Origin of the sequence: Dysgonomonas sp. ZJ279 (genome assembly GCF_011039205.1) — a bacterium.
Lineage (GTDB): Bacteria > Bacteroidota > Bacteroidia > Bacteroidales > Dysgonomonadaceae > Dysgonomonas.
Window position 1 is genome coordinate 268582 of sequence record NZ_JAAKEL010000002.1, and the last position, 18155, is coordinate 286736.

The 18155-nt window shown below is 32.2% G+C and carries 14 protein-coding genes and 1 pseudogene; 1 reads left to right on the forward strand and 14 read right to left on the reverse strand.

Annotation, left to right across the window (positions count from 1 at the left end):
* Positions 1 to 4: 4 nt before the first annotated feature.
* The 12 genes and pseudogenes from G7Y57_RS04985 to G7Y57_RS05040 form a co-directional block, all read right to left on the reverse strand.
* Positions 5 to 712 (reverse strand): acyltransferase, encoded by a 708-nt coding sequence (locus tag G7Y57_RS04985; protein ID WP_165021094.1) that lies wholly within the window; start codon positions 710 to 712, stop codon positions 5 to 7.
* A complete protein-coding gene (locus G7Y57_RS04990) occupies positions 709 to 1701 on the reverse strand; it encodes a glycosyltransferase family 2 protein (RefSeq protein ID WP_165021095.1) in 993 nt (330 codons plus the stop codon). The genes G7Y57_RS04985 and G7Y57_RS04990 overlap by 4 nt, the downstream gene beginning before the upstream one ends.
* 13 nt (positions 1702 to 1714) lie before the next feature.
* Positions 1715 to 2857: a polysaccharide pyruvyl transferase family protein gene (locus tag G7Y57_RS04995; RefSeq protein ID WP_165021096.1), complete on the reverse strand. Its 1143-nt coding sequence runs from the start codon at positions 2855 to 2857 to the stop codon at positions 1715 to 1717.
* The gene (locus G7Y57_RS05000; protein ID WP_255491343.1) at positions 2854 to 4053 is read right to left on the reverse strand and encodes a Coenzyme F420 hydrogenase/dehydrogenase, beta subunit C-terminal domain; all 1200 of its coding nucleotides are present in this window, start codon (positions 4051 to 4053) and stop codon (positions 2854 to 2856) included. Before G7Y57_RS05000 ends, G7Y57_RS04995 begins: the two co-directional genes overlap by 4 nt.
* Complete coding sequence (locus tag G7Y57_RS05005; RefSeq protein ID WP_221412109.1) at positions 4020 to 5150, reverse strand: O-antigen ligase family protein; 1131 nt, start codon at positions 5148 to 5150, stop codon at positions 4020 to 4022. Before G7Y57_RS05005 ends, G7Y57_RS05000 begins: the two co-directional genes overlap by 34 nt.
* An 83-nt stretch (positions 5151 to 5233) precedes the next feature.
* Complete coding sequence (locus tag G7Y57_RS05010; protein WP_165021098.1) at positions 5234 to 6103, reverse strand: glycosyltransferase family 2 protein; 870 nt, start codon at positions 6101 to 6103, stop codon at positions 5234 to 5236.
* A 198-nt stretch (positions 6104 to 6301) separates the two neighbouring features.
* The gene (locus tag G7Y57_RS05015) at positions 6302 to 7450 is read right to left on the reverse strand and encodes a polysaccharide pyruvyl transferase family protein (RefSeq protein WP_165021099.1); all 1149 of its coding nucleotides are present in this window, start codon (positions 7448 to 7450) and stop codon (positions 6302 to 6304) included.
* Between the two features lie 12 nt (positions 7451 to 7462).
* On the reverse strand, positions 7463 to 8455 hold the full coding sequence (locus G7Y57_RS05020; protein WP_165021100.1) for a nitroreductase family protein: 993 nt from the start codon (positions 8453 to 8455) through the stop codon (positions 7463 to 7465).
* A gap of 107 nt (positions 8456 to 8562) precedes the next feature.
* A complete protein-coding gene (locus tag G7Y57_RS05025) occupies positions 8563 to 10098 on the reverse strand; it encodes a hypothetical protein (protein WP_165021101.1) in 1536 nt (511 codons plus the stop codon).
* 376 nt (positions 10099 to 10474) lie between these two features.
* Positions 10475 to 11371, reverse strand: a pseudogene (locus tag G7Y57_RS05030) (dTDP-glucose 4,6-dehydratase); the annotation flags it as partial.
* A 1216-nt stretch (positions 11372 to 12587) separates the two neighbouring features.
* Positions 12588 to 12959 carry a hypothetical protein gene (locus G7Y57_RS05035; protein WP_165021103.1) on the reverse strand — a complete coding sequence of 124 codons (372 nt, stop codon included), beginning with the start codon at positions 12957 to 12959 and terminating at the stop codon, positions 12588 to 12590.
* 56 nt (positions 12960 to 13015) lie between these two features.
* Positions 13016 to 13378, reverse strand: coding sequence for a hypothetical protein (locus G7Y57_RS05040; RefSeq protein WP_165021104.1), 363 nt, complete (start codon positions 13376 to 13378; stop codon positions 13016 to 13018).
* A 171-nt stretch (positions 13379 to 13549) separates the two neighbouring features.
* Between G7Y57_RS05040 and G7Y57_RS05045 the strand changes: the two genes are divergently transcribed.
* A complete protein-coding gene (locus G7Y57_RS05045; RefSeq protein ID WP_165021105.1) occupies positions 13550 to 15187 on the forward strand; it encodes a DNA/RNA helicase domain-containing protein in 1638 nt (545 codons plus the stop codon).
* Between the two features lie 724 nt (positions 15188 to 15911).
* Here G7Y57_RS05045 and G7Y57_RS05055 read toward each other — a convergent pair.
* On the reverse strand, positions 15912 to 17675 hold the full coding sequence (locus G7Y57_RS05055; protein WP_165021107.1) for a hypothetical protein: 1764 nt from the start codon (positions 17673 to 17675) through the stop codon (positions 15912 to 15914).
* A gap of 18 nt (positions 17676 to 17693) precedes the next feature.
* The gene (locus G7Y57_RS05060; protein WP_165021108.1) at positions 17694 to 18011 is read right to left on the reverse strand and encodes a hypothetical protein; all 318 of its coding nucleotides are present in this window, start codon (positions 18009 to 18011) and stop codon (positions 17694 to 17696) included.
* Between the last annotated feature and the right edge of the window lie 144 nt (positions 18012 to 18155).

Consider the following 18155-nt stretch of genomic DNA (forward strand, 5'->3'; position numbering starts at 1 on the left):
TTAATTATTGTCTTAATTTAATAGTTTTTGCAGGGATTCCACCTATAATAGAATTATTTTCAAAAGTCCCTTTAACTACAGCTCCTGCTGCTACAATACAACCATCGCCTAAATATGTACCATCTAGTATTGTCACTTTGGCTCCAATCCAACAATTTTTTCCAATAATAATTCCTTTATGATTTACACCTTGCAATCTTATGGGAATATCCAAAATTTCAAAATTGTGATTTTCAGGATGAAAACTTACATAATTCCCCATTATTGTATCGGATCCGATATATAGTCCTCCAGCACATCCATAATGCCCATGTGTCCCCAACCCAACATTATCTCCTACTACTAATCCTTTTCCCAAGGTCCTCAAACTCCCTGTACAATCAATAGTGGTATATCTACCAATTGATACATTTTTTCCTAATTTAATCCCTTCTTTTGATAATGCATCAATATAACAGTATCTATCTATCACCAAATTATTTCCAAACTGTAATAGTTTTTTGCATCTAATTTTACTAGTTGGATGGATCAGAATTCTGTTTTTTCTTAAGAAGTAGAGTTTTCCGTAGATTAATGCTACAGATTTTTGGAAAAAAAAAGAGAGCAAATATGATAAAGGAATTTGCTTATCTAATCTAAATTCTTCACCTTTAATCCGACTTACAAGATTGTCAATTTGGGTTCTTAAAAAAAAATCGTCTTTTTTATTCATAGTCTTTTTTTTAAACGTATAAGGAGAAAGGCAAAGTCAAAGTTAATATTTATAATCCAAGACATAATTTTATATTTCACTGGAAGTCTTTTAATGTAGAGCTTATTGGATTTAACTAACAACTTTAATGTTTTTTTTAAATGGCTTGTTTTACTTGAATATATTTCAGACAATGTATTAATTGTCATAATAATATTCAAACTTATAAATTCATTAAACCAATTTAATAAATTTATATTGTCAATGTTTTTTTTTGTGTAAACCAACTGTTCTATAATATAAATATAGTCTCCTAGCCTCTTTTTGATTTTATTATTATCTCTCATAATAGAATCAGGGGTTTGGACATAATTGTAAAAAGGAAAGCATAACATTGATATTCTCTCCGCCAATATCAAAATTTTCGGTATTCCTTCAGCATCTTCCATATAAACATTCTCCTTAAAATTAAACGCATGTTTCAAAAGGAACTCTCTTTTAAAAACAAATAGAACGGCATAACAGATGAAAGCGTAATATTGAGAAAAAAATGTTTCTGCATCTACAACCTGTGGTGCATATACGACCATCATTTCTTCCTTTATTTTCTGAATAGGATTACCTTCTGTATCTACCTTTGTAAAATCAGCATAAAGCACATCTGGATATTGATCTTTCACTATTTTATCTAGTAAAATAGATAATGAATTTGGCTCTAGGTAATCATCACTATCCACAAACATAACATACTCACCAGAGGCATTCCTCAACCCAGTATTTCTAGCACCTCCTAGTCCTTTATTCCCTTGATTTATTAATGATACATTACTGTTTTCAAGTGCCATATCTGATACAATATCCTGGGTTCTATCAGTTGAGCCATCATTCACCACAATTATCTCATAGTCGGTTAAATCCTGGCATAATAAGCTAGAAATACATTTCTCTATATATTTCTCCGCATTGTAGGCTGGTACAACAATCGTTAGTCTTTTGTCTTTATTATTCATAGTAATGATGCCCTTATTTTCGGTCAGAATCAGTAAGAGATTTTAATAGAAAATCCGATGATTGCTCCCTTAAAAGATCCATATTCTTTTGAATCACAGTGTAGTCCATACTCATATCAGAAAAGCTAGGGAAAGGTGAATTCTTAACTAATGCTCTATCCTCTGCTCCCACTAGTTTCAATATATTAAACATTCTATTATCTCCAGTATTTTCGTCATTCAATACTGCATAAAATGGTTTCGAATAATTGAGTGAAAAAGCAATGCCATGAAAGGATGTTGTAACAACAAAGGTTGCATCTCTAAATAACTTCAAGAAGTCATAAGGACCAGCATCTCTGATCCGAAGTATATGTTTAGCTCCTACTAGCTGTGTTTCGACCATATCAAGAACGACTACCTCCATATTCATTTCTATTTGTATAGCCTTTATTAGGTTCGTCACATATGGATATGGATTATATGCATAGTCTAAGACATAAACTAAAATATATGATTTAGGAAGAGGTAATTCCGATTTATTTGCCAAAATATTCCAATCTTGACTTTTCAACAAAAATGTAGGATCGAGCACGAGTTGTCCATCTAGTCCCATTGCATTCTTTAATATTTGAACGCCTTCCTTCTCGCGAACGGATAAATGATTATATTGAGCTAAATATTTTTTATATAGTTCTTTATATTTATCATCTACCGAAGATGATGCAAAACTTGATGCATACGATATTTTCATTTGCTCTTCTGGAGCAAATGAGAGAAGAAACGAAGTATCATCCCCTATATATTTTGTATTCCATACTTGATCGCTCCCTGTGATATAAACATCATATTGAGGGGGATTTTCATGAATCGATTTTTTTGAGTTATACTGCTCTGGCGATAGTTTGAAATGTGTCTCATAGAAATTTTCAAATCTCTTCGATTTGCGTTTCCGAGGATTTCCAAGAACTATTTCTAAGATTTTATTCTTCAATTTAGACAACAAAGAAGATTGTTTGTGAAACTGCTTATTATACTCATTAGGATACAAATAGTCTATTAGATCATTATCAAATCCATGAGTTTCCAGATACTTTTGAAGTGCATATGCCTGAAAAACAGAACCATAATTGAGCACTTTATGCATTGTTATTATGCCTATTGTCTTTTTATTCATTTTTTTAGTGTCTTTATTATCTTTTGAGGAAAATGTACAAATCGATCAACCCACACAGCGGATGATACAATTTGGGGTAGTGTCTTTTTACTCTTTAGTAATTTATTTAAGTGATTATAAAGTATTTTTCCAGGTCTAGGTGACTTACTCATTTGCCCTTCTGCTACTATTTCCACAGGATGAGCTATAAATACACAATTACGATTTAATTCTGAAATTAAACTCTCTCCTTTTTCGGTAAAAACAACAACTGAGCTAACTCCGTCATTATTGTTTGAATAGGTTTTACCCCAAAAGTCCCCTATACGAATATCGGCAGATGAATTGGCTAGTTTATACTTACAATGATCATAACATGCCTTTCCCAAACAAGCATTCCCTAAAAATAATTTATAGAATAAATCATTCTTTGATAAACGAGAATAAAATATTGGAGTATCGTCTTCCAAAAGGCTTGTTTTATGTTTGTCATACATTGATACGACCCACGAATCATGCCAACCATGTTTTTTGTCTCTCCAAGAAATAACACCAGCTCCCTTTGATTCAGCTTGACTAAATTTTAGGTATTTATCCCATAAGTTCATAGAAGGAACGCCATGGCAAAAGAAGTCTAACAGGACAAAATTATTCTCACACTTCAATCGTTTTATATACCTTCTCATCGAATCTATTTGGCATGGCGTTCCCGTAATAAAAAAACGATCCTTTCTATTAATTTCCTTAAATCCATCACATGTATAGCTAGGGATATATTTAGATCCTATACTAGGGATAAACTCCTCCACTGTTTGAGCCATGTAATGTTCTGCACGATCTAATTCCCTATTGTACCTTACGCCACACGCCTTATATCCATTTTCAATCAAATAGCGTCCTATTTCGAATCCAATACCTCCAGATGAACATTTTGAATGTATCTTATTGTCCAAGCTCCAGCCACCAAATCCTTTTAGTGTGTATTTTTCATCATTTGTTTCTACATCTGAATCCGAATAGGCACAAACATCTAAACAAAGCCCACAATCTGTACATTTATCCATTAACTCAATAGTAGGTGCATAAAACCCATCTGAGTTCAGTTTGATAGATATTATATTCCTAGGACAAATCGTAGAGCAGACTCCACATCCATAGCAGTCTTTTATATGTGATATATTATTCATCGCGGCGTTAATAGTTTGTTTTTCTTCCATATAAAATCTCCATATAAATAGCCATAGGGTATACTAAACCATACAGTACCAACAGTCATAGTTGTACCAGTGTAGAAATTAGACAAAAGGAACATAAAATAAAAGTACATGAAGATCCAAGCATGTTCATATTTCTTTTTCTTAGATATAATAGCCACCTTAATCATGGCGATATGCATTGATATAAATATAATAATACCCAAAAGTCCATAATCGAAAAAAATTTCTACCCAATCAGAGTGAGCATGCACAAAAACACCAATGAGCTTTTCAATATAATTTTGTGCTTCATAAAAACCAAATCCAAAGAAATTCAAACTTAAATCAGCTTCGCTCTGCAAGCCAAATAAATATGTCCAAAACTCAAACCGATAGGATGAAACATCTGAGTCTGAAGTATCAAAGCGGGCAAACAGAGTGTTAAAAAAATCAGGCATAACAAAGTAAGCCCCAATAACTCCTACTATGACAATCCAAATTGCAGCAATCCTTTTTATTACAGAAAACTTACTATTCAAAAGTAATGTTAAGAAACCGGCAAAAGCTGCTGCTACAAGTGGCCCTCTTTTCGCAGTAGACAAAATAACCAAAAAGGAAATAGCAAATATTAATACTCTAAATCGATACTTCGTTACCAACAGTAATGCAGACAACCACAAAATTAAATATGGATTTCTATTAATTAACTCTTGTGCGATTTCTATTGGCATTCCCTTTTCAGGATAAAGAGCTCTTAGGTATAGTGATCGTAGACAAACAAAAAGCAGTGTTATTAAAGCAATTTTAACTATAAACTGGAAGTTTTCGTTTCTTATATTCTGTTGATTTGAGTAGTATCCCCACTTTATGCAAGTATAGCCCACAATAGCCCACATGAAGACAGCTACAATAATTGAAAAAAAGCCAGGGAAGACACCTTTAAATATAAACATATAGAGAACATAAATTACATTCATTGAAACCCAAAGGGCAAATGCTTTTCCGATAGTATTCTCATTCGGAGCTTTTCTTCTTATAAAATTATATAAAAACATAAGTGATCCTGTTACGAAAAAAATAAAGTTGAAAATTTTGGTCGGTTCATTTCTTTCCGCCACAAATAAAGGAAAAAAAGACTCTATCACAATCCATAACATAGAAAAGATGACCATCAACTTGTATGTCGAATTCTCAATATTTTTTATATACATCTATTCTTTTTCATTAGTAACACTCTAAAATAAATTATTAATCTCTTTAGGAACATATCATTTCCTTTTATGTTTCTGAGGCAAGTTAAAGCTTCATCACGCTCTCCACTCTTGTAAGCCTTTAGAGATAACATCAATAACATGGATGTCGTATACTTCATTAATGCGGCCTTATTTTCATAAGAATAATCATACCACTCAGTATATGGGAATGACTCTTTTATTGAGCTAAATGAGAGATTTGCGCCATTCTCGGTTTCTAAGTTATAAACAACCTTCGGCACGTTACAATATGCTATTTTATTATTACAGGCTAATCTAAGCCAGCAATCTATATCCTCACCTCGTTTTACACCATCTCTGAATCCTCCGACTTCGACCAAAGAAGTTTTAAATGCACAAATCCCACTAGTCTGAAATGCACTTGCTGATGAACAATAATCATTTATCATAAAATAATCTTCGTCCCTATTATTACATTTATTGACCGTTTGACCATCATTACTTAATACAGTTTGTGCTGTCGCGAAGATTTGACAATTAGGGAACTTTAGAATAGTATTATAGACAGATTGAAGGTAATCCTCTTCCCAATAGTCATCTGCATCAAGAAATGCAATATACTTTCCTTGCGCCTTCTCTATACCAAAATTACGAGCACTCGACACTCCCCCATTTTCTTTGGAGTATACTTTTATTCGATCATCTTGGAAATTACTTAAAACACTCAAACTATTGTCAGTTGAACCATCATCTACAATTACAACTTCATAGTCTGTAAAGGTTTGACCTAGTACACTAGATATAGTTTTTTTTATATAATTCTCCTTGTTGTAGAGAGGTATTATTATACTAAACATTCTTTTTTCACTGAATTTATATTGATTACTATCTTTATCAGCGCTTAAAAAACAAGCCTTAAAATTTCTAAAATCTACTAAACATACAAATATCAGTGAATATTACCAAAATACCGAAGATCTAAAGCAATAATATTAGAGATCTTGAATATTAATATTGTTTATATCTATAAAACATCAGTAGTATACTACTTAAAATCAGCGCCCTAACGATTCCGACAAGAATTTTTCAGATTGCTCTTTATATTTTTTCAATAAAATATTTATTCCATCCCAGTTGATCGATGACTCCAAAATGGCATCAGTAACGTCTTTACTTGATGTCACCAAGCGATCTTCAAGCCCATATCGTTTCAGAAGCGAATAAAAACGTGCCATACCTCGTTTTTTGTTTCCATACACAACAAAAGGCTTATTAAAGAGAATAGAATATACACAGGCATGAAAAGAGTCTGTGATTACAAACTCGGCATCTCTAAAGCCCTCTAGCCAGTGTTCTATTGATGGTGCAATACGTTCTTCTGCTGGAAGAGACTCATTTTCAACATTTGTATTATTGATTGAAAAAGTCTTATATTCAAAATACGTAGAAACCCGGTTTACTACCTTTTGTCTGTCTTCTGACATATCTAATAAATATGTCAATAAGCCTTTGTTTTGTGGCTTAGTCGAATTTTTGCTATTTATCAATGTTGTATAGTCTGAAACCTCTAATAGCATTGTTGGATCAAGCACCCAAGTTGCATCTACATTAAAATGGTTCTTACACATATGTACACCTTCTTCTTCTCTCACTGATATACTTGTAAATTTTTGAATCAAAGATTTACATTGTTGAGTCTCTGCATCTGAATATGTCCAATTCTCCGAACCAAAAGATGCTGCATAGGAAATTCGTTTCCCTTTGAAATCATCTCCCAAAAAGTCGAAAAAATAGTTTTGAATTTTAGGCGTATAATTCGGTCTCCAAACTTGATCACTGCCAACAATATATGCATCGAAACCATCTTTCGCTGTAGCTGCCAATGCTTGTGTATTACCAAGGGGTTTTGTGCTAGGGGCTATATGTTTTTGAATAAATGGTTGAATATTTTTACTTACAATGGGGTATTCCTTGGCTCTCTTATTTTCTATAAACAGCACTGTACCTTTCTTCCCTAAGGCATATTTTAGAATCATTCGTTTTCCAATAGCCAAAGGATACCTCCATTTTGGCATTTCATTCATTCGTCTGTCAATCAACCATACATCATGCCCCATTCTTTTTAAAACAGTCATTAACGCATAAGCTTGCAGAACGCCACCATAGTTTGTGTGTAATGGAAGTGTTAGAATTCCTATTTTCATTATCATAGATTCTTAATTAGTACATCCATATCTAGGAGACAATGCAATTGAAGCCTCTTCGGGCATCATACCACAAGCTAGGATCGCAATAAATACCTCCGACTCTTTTATCTTACATAGATTTCTCATTACCTTATCCCTAGTAGGAGTGTGACTACAGTTTAGTGTACAAACTGCAATTTTATTGTAATGCAAAGTATATAATAGATTCATCAAGTACATACCACCATCAATATATGCTTGGTTTCTTTCCATGGCTTGAGAAAAGACACCTAATTCGGCCGTAACCACAATTATCTTATCAGCCAGGTGTCCAAAGCCTCTGTTACCATTTTGCTCTCCTAGTATCTTCTGCATGTCTTCTTTTTTGGTATATACGTGCACTCTAGCCGTTTGTCTATTGCAAGCCGATGGCGTATTATTTGCCATTTCAATTGATGAATTAATTAATTCGATTGGAATCTCAGATTCCGAATATGATCGGACACTTTTTCGCGAATTAGAAAAGGCTTTGAAATCACTTTTAACTTCTTTGAAATATTCTTCAGAAGTTATCATTATCTGCTTACCATCCATAATTTCAACATCTTTTACCATACCCTTTATAGTACCAATACGATCTACCAATGCTTTGTCTAGTTCATAGTTATTTCTTTCATGGAATCGTAAATACTCTTGCAGTACAGCTACTGCGTGTAATACTTGATGATTGGTTCTATTATATTTCGTAAAATATTCCTCACAATACCTACAAATAGTAAATATATTCTCTTGACCAAATCCCAGTCTTGGTATTGGCATCGTTAATCCTTTCTCTGCAATATGATATACCATCATTATGCGGGCTCTAAGCTTCTCCTCTGTATTATATCCAGTTGTTGCTGAATGATCTTTGTAGCGTCTATGATCATACAGAAATGCCTTCTTAGCTCTATATGTGTTTAAGAGTTTTCTAAGTTTTTCTTCCATAGGATACGGAAGTATTTTTATTAATCGCTTTTTCATTCCTTAAAATATTAGAATTATTTATTTTTCCCTCTAAAAGAGAAAGACCTTTCTATCAGTGTTATTTCTCTTGTTTTTAATATGACTTAGACCACCAAATTGTGTCCTTATTTGATCTTATTAAGTAAATCTCGACATGCATTTTTCACCATATTCCTTTCATTTGAAGCTAAACTTACCAAATAAAACAATAGTAAGAATATGACAATAGAAACAAATGTTGTTAATACAAATCTGTACTTAAAGTATTCAACATTATGCGTTATTGCTAAACAAGCAATAACGGAACAAATCGTAGGAGCCACTATTCGAAGCAAAACCTCCTTAATATATCTTCTTATAGAGAAACCTTTAACCATCTTTAGTAAGATTAATCGGCAAATGCATGCGCAGCTTTCTATTACTAAATAGCTGACAATAACGGAGTATGCCTCAAACCCAGCACTCAATAAAATATAAGCTATTGGGAGATTCAACAATAGAATTGACCCTACTATTAATTGATATTTTTTTATTCTTCCAGTTGCTTGAATAGCAGACTGCAATCCGATAGTAATTTGATTGATCATTATGCCAATCAAGGATAACTGACAGAATATAATCGTATTATCAGGAATGCTTTCTAGCCAAATCCCCAATATAGTATCTATCTCGAATATAATAGGGATAGCTAAAATCGCAAATAGACTGAATGCAAATTTACTTGCCATCATAGAAAGATTCAACATCCGTTTTCGATCACCCATCCCCTCGCTTTTCATTATTTGTGGATTTAAGGCTCTCAACATTGTTGCTGAAAAGAAATTCATCTGACCTGCAACCTGGTTTGATATCCCGTATGCTGCATTAACAACGGTACCAAAGAATATATTCAATATAATAGCCAATCCTTGAGAGCGTCCCATACCACAAACAGCTCCAAATAGATTCCAGCCAGCAAAAGATGTTAGTTCTTTTAATAATGATTTACGAATTGTAGACCTCATCCTTATGGAGCATTCTTCATATCTATACAGACAGAAAATCATATACAAAGCAAAAGAGATAAATCCTATTAATGCCATTGAAAAACCATAAAAGGCTAAATTATCAGAATATATCAATTCATGAAAAAGAGCTAATGCAACAAATAACTTCAAAAACACTTCGATTATATTGATGATTGCTATGCACAACATATTCTCATGTGAGTTGATCGACGCAACAAAAGGTACTGATATAACAGAGAAGAAAACAGACAAAGCCATGAAGTGATATATGGTTTTTGCTGTACTTAGTCTATCTTCTGGTATATTCAAGATTCCATCAAATAGAAATAATCCTATAATCTCGATAAAAAAAACGATGAAAAAAGCTAGACAAATATGAAGGAATAAACTATTTGTAAAAACAGCCTTTTGCACTTTTAACTCCTTTGTACCTTGATAAAACGATAGGTATCTTTGTGTTGAAGTGGTCATTGCTGCATTCAGAAATGAAAGCATGCCCACAATGCCAGCTACCAAATTATAGATACCAAAATCTTCAGCACCTAATGCACTCAAAACAATACGTGTAGTATACAAAGATATACCTATTGTAAGGATCATCTTTCCATACAATACACCAGTATTCACTACAACTTTCTTTGCTGCACTAGACATTATTTGATAATTATATCAAAACACTTTTTATAATTTACATGATGCTTAAACCTATTCAATCTTCGATTTTCCAATTTATCAGATAATTATTTCTTTGTAGAAATTCCTATCAAAATACAAATTACATCTCTATATTTTTCGCAAAATGCCCATCAAAACTTTACAAAGATAACATTTAATATTAAAAAAATATCTCTATTAATGCCTTATCTAGCCCGAAAAACTTACTTTTGTGTGCATCACTTATGCTTAAGTGTTTTGCATTTCAAACATAATTAAATTGATTCATATTTTTCGTTTTCAACACGCAATCATTTAAAGAGCTCACGACAAAACTAATCTTTAGAATAGACTAACTGTGTAGTAGTTTCTTGCCTATATCTCCATTTGCAGATTTTTCTTGTTTCTTCAATACTTTTCTGTATTGAGGTTCTTTATTCATAATATGATGAATAGTATCAATCACCAATTTCACTATATCAATATTTGTCTTTTCATTGTGACCTCCTACATTGTAGACTTCTTCAACTCTTCCAGCGTGTAAAACTTTATCAATCGCTTTACAATGATCTTGAACATACAGCCAATCGCGTACATTTTTGCCATCGCCATATACAGGGAGTTGTTTTCCCTCCAAAATGTTACGTATAATGAGTGGAATTAATTTTTCAGGAAAATGATAAGGTCCGTAATTATTTGAACAGCGGGTTATAGTTAGAGGCATGTTATAAGTTTCACCATAAGCTCTTACGATCAAATCGCCTCCTGTTTTTCCTGCACTATCTGGGGAACATGGATCAAGTGGAGTTTCTTCTGTGAAAAATCCTTCAGTACCTAATGACCCATAAACCTCATCCGTTGATACTTGCAGAAATTTCACTTCTTCTCTCCATGTTGGATAATTATTCTCATCAGTTCCTGTAGTCCAAAACTTCTTTGCTGTGTTTAACAAATTTTGAGCACCAAGCACATTTACTTCCAAAAACAGTTGTGGATTTTTGGTACTACGATCTACATGACTTTCTGCAGCAAAATTTACAACATAACTTACATTATGATCTTTGAACACTTGCTCTGTATCCTCTTTAGTGCAAATATCTCCTTTTACAAAAATTATTTGCTTATTTTTTAACTCCTCTTGTAATGTTCCCAGATTTCCTGCATAGGTCAATACATCAAAAATAACGAGTTTGGTATTAGGATATGCTTTTAGCATATGCTTTACAAAATTGGAGCCAATAAAACCTGCTTCCCCTGTGATTAAGTGGGTCATAGATATTTATTTAAGTTCTACTTGAACACAAAGATAATTAAATCACAAAGATAAAACAGAAAAACAACAAAGAATTATCGATCTCAAATATTCCTGTCCCCTTCCTACCTTTTTTCTCAAGACTCTATCTTCCGCGCAAACATCTTACCTTACCTTCCCTGTCCATCTTATGCCACTCAAAGAAAGCCCCTGAGCAATTGTTCACATTAAGAACTATCCACTTTTTCTTTCATATTAGCAGTCTTACATTCATTAAGCAAATCATTTATTACATTTGCTGTAAACACTTCCCTAGTTTTTAACCATTAGTCTTATTCTTATAATCAATAAAGCTAATCCCATAAAATCTATTTTGATTATTTACTTCAGAAGAACACCAATATTACTTGCTAATAGCAATTTTTAGTTGTTTAAAATTTTGAGATTCTTGTACTACTTTGCAGTTGGAAAATTCGATTGAAGATGTTCCCTTAAATCCCAATAAAAGTGATCACATATTCCAGTGTAAAGTGATCCTCTGAAAAAGGGATATAAGTACATATTGAGGTGTTTATTAAACTTAAGTAAAGAGTTGTATACCTGTTGAACGGAAGCTGCCTATCCGCATTTTCTTTGATTCCTTAAGCCTTCAATATATTGCTCAAAAGTTCGTTTACACTGATGTCCATGTTCGTTTAAAACTGACTATCAACAATATAATTATATGAAAATTCTTTATCATCAGCCTTTAGTTCAAAAATATTTATTCCGTACTCACTATTATCTTTTCAATATAATCTTTGTTTGGGCAAGGTGCTTATGTTTGTTCTTATCAAAGTCTAAAATAGATATAATTCACTCATATACTAATGTTTATATATTCCATTTTCTGTTTTTTGTAATCCACAGTTTTAGAAGGGGATCCTCCATCCTTTAAGGTTATGATTTTGTGTAACACATTTTAAAACACAAGTTCTGTTTTTCAGCTATTTTCAAACATAAAAAAAGCAGCTATATTTCTATAACTGCTTAATTATCTTATTTTTCTTCGTGGTGCCACCAGAGAAGGAAACGGAAATCGAACTGACTCGTCTTAACTCTTACTGACTCTACTCTCAACAGCCTAAAACCAACATTTAACTGCTATAGGGTTCATAAAAAATCATAAGGAATCGCAAAAATGGGCACTGGATTGAGCACTATCAATCAAAAAAAACATCAATATTAAAAGAGAAATCTATTCTTCACTTTTCGGGTGTATATAATTAAGGATTTTCTGCACTGAATTTATGTAACCTTTAGCATCCTTTACTGTTGGATCATAGTTATTCTGATGCACAACCATACCCCTCATCATCAATATATATTTAAATTCTTTTTCAATTTTTGCTTTTTCAATTCCATTATTTATAGCTGCATTTCTTATTGTAGCTTTTAGTAAAGGTCGTCCTTTAGAATTCAATTCTTGTGGTAGAATAGATACAGCCCTCTCTAATAATGTATAACAAGAAATAATTGTATTTACAGGATTATCCAATTGCAACTTAATCACCTCGAAATCTGACAATATCTCATTCATTCCATCCACTCTAACTTCTGGACCATCCATTAACGAACGATATTTGCTTGATAATATATCCTCTATAATCAGATTGAGCTCTACTGTTAAAAAATCTTTAAAAAATCATATGCTATTTCGACATAGAATTTTGTTGTTGCTTCATCGGGAAGCAGTCCTTTATGTTGAATTGTATTTCTTACATCGTGTAATTCTTCTAATCTTGGTTTCTGTGCTATATCACAAATACCCTTTAAAGAATTAAATGCTTCATGGAATGATAAAGTTGTTCCATCGGATTTATAGATTGATTTTCCAATTAAAATAATTTTTTCTTTTAGTAACAGCTCTATTGCTTGATCAATATGTAGAATTGCGAACTTGCGACTTTTTTCCGTTCCATCCAAATAATGTTCAAGACCATGTTCAAAGCTCTCAAGCCCATGTTTTAACATTGGAGATAATGCCATAATAGTTTTTTTCAAAAGTAAGGATATATATGACTATACACCTTATAAACAGTTATATATTTTCATAGAATAAGAAAAATATAATACATCAAAATGTAATGACTCATTTAAAATTTAACTATACTTTTGTATATCGTGTATTTTAAATCAATATCAAGAAGTGAAATCCTAATGCAACAAACAATCTTTAATATATCAACTTTCAAATATTCAACCAGTTATACTCAAGAAGACTTTGAGAAATGGGAGTTACCTAATGATTTTCATTGTGTTTACATACTAGAGAATGGAAAGGACGCTTATATTGGAGAAACTCTAGTTGCTGCAATTCGCGCTTATCAACATATAAGCAAATTTCAAGCATTAAGCTTTCAACGAATGCATATTATCACAAGTGATTTAATGGAGGAAACTCCTGCAAAACATTACGAAAGACTTCTGATAAGATTGATGAAAGTGGATGGGCTATTTAATGTTGTCAACAGAACTGATGGTAATAAAACTCATTATCAGAGAAAAAATGAATTCGAATTACATTTTGATAGATTATGGAATCAACTAATTGATAAAAAGCTGGTAAAACAAAAATCATTTCAGCTTATCATTAATTCTAATGCATATAAATATTCTCCATACATAACATTTACAGACGGACAAACAGATGCTCTAACTTACATTGTAAACGCGTTAAATTCAGGAGAAACAGCCCCATTTTCAAACAAATATAAAAGAAGACCTATCTTGATAAATGGAAATGCAGGAACGGGTAAAACAGTCATAGCAACATCTCTTTTTCACTATCTGAGAAATAACAGTAGCTATAAAAATAAAAAGATAGCTATGGTGGTTGCGAATGAACAAATGCGCAACATTCTGAAAAATGTTTTTCATGAAACAGCAGAAGGGCTAAAGAAGGAAGATATAATCAGTCCGATAGAATTGACGAAGCGAAAATATGATATTATAATTTGTGATGAGGTACATGCACTAAGACGTGGTGAAAATTTAGTGTTTTATAAAAAGCATTTTGAAGAAGGCAATAAACGATTGGGATTGGACAATACACATAATGAACTAGATTGGGTATTAGAACAATCCGAATATCAAATATTATTTTATGATGAAAAGCAAATAATTAAACGCTCTGACATTCGAGATGAATATATTAAAGAAAAGATTCTGAATAACAATCAAATAGGTTTTAGACCAATAGAGTTAAAAACCCAAATGAGGAATAATGCAGGGGATGCATATATTGATTACATCTACGACATTCTATATCAGAGAGCACCACAAAAGCGAACTTTTGAGAATTTCGATTTTAAGCTTTTCACCTCATTTACAAAAATGAAAGAAGAGATATTACACAAAGAAGATAAACATGGATTAAGCAAACTCTGCGGTGGATATGCATGGAAATGGGTTAGTAAAAATGATATTTCTAAGCCAGATATTATCATTGATGGCGAAGAGATTAGATGGAATCGAGATAAAAAGATGTGGATAGGGAATATGGACTCTAAACATGAGATGGGAAGTGTTTATACACTTAGAGGGCTTGACTTAAACTATGTTGGTTTAGTAATTGGCCCAGATCTTAATTTCGATAAAAAGGATAACCAAATAAAGGTCAATAAGAAGTCTCTATTCTCCAATGATGTAAAAAAAGGAGCGACAGAGGACGAGCTAAAAGAATATGTTCTAAACACGTATGCGCTTCTTCTTACAAGGTCTATTAAAGGAACTTATGTTTACGTCTGTGATGAAGCTTTAAGAGAATACCTGAAATCGTTCATCAGCTTAGTGTAGTAGCTTTAAAAAAGCCATTACAGTTTTTCTCGTCTGCCATAATTTTTCAATTTTTCATCCATTTGGTATTCCGTCAGGCTATATCTTTCATTAATAGAAATTTAGCCCATAAAATCAGCTTTATCTAAAAGTAATTCTCTATAAATATTCGCGGAGCCCGCCGCCATCTCTATTAATGTTCTGCATTCTCCATATTCGCGAATATGCGTTATACTTTTTACCCAAAAATATCCCCAATCTACTTTGCCAGCAATAAATGGGAAGTTAAATCGATCAAATCTATGTAGTTCAGTGGGCAACCAAATATTAAAATCATTATAGCAGTGATCTAAATGTCTGAAATAAAGAGAGTATTTATGCGGATGTCCTTCCTTGAATAGTTCTGGATTGTCATAGTTCAAAGCGAGTATATCTTCGTAAATCTGAGTTAGATATTTCTTGACATTGGTTAATTTTACTCCTGTAGCTTCTGAAATACCAGACGATTGATAGCTTTACGATCGTAATCATCCGAATCCAATCTATCTTCTTCTACTAACTTTTCCAAATAATCAAGAAGAGGATCATATTTCTTATTTTTGCCTTTGAGTAAAGATAACCATTAGTATTCCGAAATAAGACATTTTATAAGAAGTTCAGCTCTTGGTTTAAATTCTACAATCTTTCTCATTATTATAAAGATTCACAAAAGTAAATATCGATGATTAATGAATTACTTTTTTATCTATTTTACATATTTTCTAAATGCTGAAATTATTTGAAAAATACCATACGCAATAGCAATTTTACCTAACAAGAAGAATGATACACCAAGAGTTGACATCTTCCAGCTTAAATCCGAAGTAAACAACCTGTCATTTCCAGTAAGACTTTCTAACCCTTCAGGAAGCCATAAAAAGCTAATTGCCTCTTTCCAAAATGTTTTTTGAGATAATAGAAAAATATTATTATCATAGAATTGGAAACTATAACCATCTCGTATCATTACATACAAAGAAAAGAATACAATCCATAAAATAAGTGTAAATGCTATTGCTTTACCCCAATTAAGTCCATGTGTATTTGACCACAAATTTAGCTTCAATATTATAATGTCACCAATATTTTTAAACCAACCATCTTTAAGCAAGTAATTATTATAAGCCTTCATTTCAGAGGCTTTAAAATATAAAGCCTCTGGTCTATTCATATTATTTTCCGCGCTATACTTTAATTGCCTGAAAACTTCTCTAATACTATTCCAATACTCAGAATTTTTCCTGTTGATATTTTTATTGATTTGGTTGGATTTAAACCACTCTACTCTAGAATATTTAATCTGAGATAAGATAGAATCTTCTATTATTATGTTTTTAAAATCTTTAAATCGGCAATTAAGAAAAGTTGTATTTCCTAAATCGGAACCTTTTATTTCAAACAAAGAATTATTATCTTCGATGTCAGATAATTTCCAAAAAACAAGTGTTGCCAAATTTGTTAAATTATCAATCTTAATCTTTTTACAAGATATATCCCGAAAACTAATATTACTGTCGTAATTACTTCCCTCTATTGAAAGTTCTTCATGTATATTAAGCTTCTCAAAAACGATATCCCCTTTTTGTTCCTTTGTGGAACGAATTATAATCTTATCTAAATCGTATTTCGTCTCATAGTTTGACGTTACTGATAATTTATCTCCAAACTTCGAATTCTTAATATATACTTCTTTGGCGCATCCATTTACATGATTATCCTCCCTTGTTGAATCAATACAGCGAATTCGCATGTGTTTTCGAAAATCTCCATCATATATAGTCAAGGTTTTACATTCTGTTGCATATATTTCAACATCTTCATTGTATACACCATAATTAAAAGTAACTCCTTGTAAGAATTTATTCCCCCATATCTGAAATGATTTCTCAAAATTAGATTTAATAAATGCAAAAGAGGAACCACTAATATCCATTGCTCTAAAATAACCTTGAATATTAGAATCCCAAATATGCAATCCTGCTCCATTAATTTGGCTATGATTTAAATCAATTTTTTGTTTAATTATAGATTTATTTATAGTTATACCAACATTCTTTGTCTCCGAATAATTGAAAATTAATTCATTTATCTCTGTGTTATCCTTTATTAATAATCCTCGCTGAAATACTGTTGGGCTGCAATGCGTTTGGGCGTCATTCACCACTCCTGATATGAATAGTTGATTCTTTATAGTACATTTATCAAAAGTTATCGTTGCGCCAGAATCTCTTTGTATTACTATATTCTGACCTCCCTCAGATTTGCAGTTTGATATGAATACATTTTTTTCAAAGCTACAATCCTCAAAATATAGTCCACTATTGAGGTTGACATTTTTAAATATTAAATTTTCTTTGAAAATGCAATGCTTGAAAACCGCACCATTGGTTGGAAATTCGATTACTGTTTCTGTATTATTATACGTTTGATCTTCTATTATTGTATTATTCCCTCTTGTAAAGTTTATCATAATATAGCGTATAAAGGTTTATTCACTCCACCACTCAAAACACTCTTTCTGCAAATCACTCAGATAAGCATCTATATCCAGTGTGTCGCACATCTCAAAGAAGCCCTCGCTGGGTAAACCTGTCGATTTAAGAACAACGATAGATGCCAAGATAGGCTGTTTGTTCTCAAGATCGTATCGGGTAATATTTTCCAATATTGCCCCAAGACTACGTATAAGAGAAGCATCCTCTCCACCTACCAAATCCGAATAATACACCTTATTACCCTCAGATGCAGCCTTGATAAGCTTTTCTCTGATTGCAGTTTCTTTTTCTGTTAGAGTTGTTGCGGTCATAAGCTTGATATTTTCTGTAAATGTATGAAAAATATAGATTTGATTTAACTTACTTCGACCTCAAACAGTAATAATGTATCCCAGCAAATAAAGCATTGAGTTTATTTTTCACTATTTTTGTTAATTCAAAATTGAAATAATAAT

Coding starts and splice junctions, on each gene's coding strand:
- G7Y57_RS04985 (WP_165021094.1), bottom strand. CDS start 712: ATGAATAAAAAAGACGATTTTTTTTTAAGAACCCAAATTGACAATCTT.
- G7Y57_RS04990 (WP_165021095.1), bottom strand. CDS start 1,701: ATGAATAATAAAGACAAAAGACTAACGATTGTTGTACCAGCCTACAAT.
- G7Y57_RS04995 (WP_165021096.1), bottom strand. CDS start 2,857: ATGAATAAAAAGACAATAGGCATAATAACAATGCATAAAGTGCTCAAT.
- G7Y57_RS05000 (WP_255491343.1), bottom strand. CDS start 4,053: ATGGAAGAAAAACAAACTATTAACGCCGCGATGAATAATATATCACAT.
- G7Y57_RS05010 (WP_165021098.1), bottom strand. CDS start 6,103: ATGTTTAGTATAATAATACCTCTCTACAACAAGGAGAATTATATAAAA.
- G7Y57_RS05015 (WP_165021099.1), bottom strand. CDS start 7,450: ATGAAAATAGGAATTCTAACACTTCCATTACACACAAACTATGGTGGC.
- G7Y57_RS05020 (WP_165021100.1), bottom strand. CDS start 8,455: ATGAAAAAGCGATTAATAAAAATACTTCCGTATCCTATGGAAGAAAAA.
- G7Y57_RS05025 (WP_165021101.1), bottom strand. CDS start 10,098: ATGTCTAGTGCAGCAAAGAAAGTTGTAGTGAATACTGGTGTATTGTAT.
- G7Y57_RS05035 (WP_165021103.1), bottom strand. CDS start 12,959: ATGGATGGTCCAGAAGTTAGAGTGGATGGAATGAATGAGATATTGTCA.
- G7Y57_RS05040 (WP_165021104.1), bottom strand. CDS start 13,378: ATGGCATTATCTCCAATGTTAAAACATGGGCTTGAGAGCTTTGAACAT.
- G7Y57_RS05045 (WP_165021105.1), top strand. CDS start 13,550: ATGCAACAAACAATCTTTAATATATCAACTTTCAAATATTCAACCAGT.
- G7Y57_RS05055 (WP_165021107.1), bottom strand. CDS start 17,675: ATGATAAACTTTACAAGAGGGAATAATACAATAATAGAAGATCAAACG.
- G7Y57_RS05060 (WP_165021108.1), bottom strand. CDS start 18,011: ATGACCGCAACAACTCTAACAGAAAAAGAAACTGCAATCAGAGAAAAG.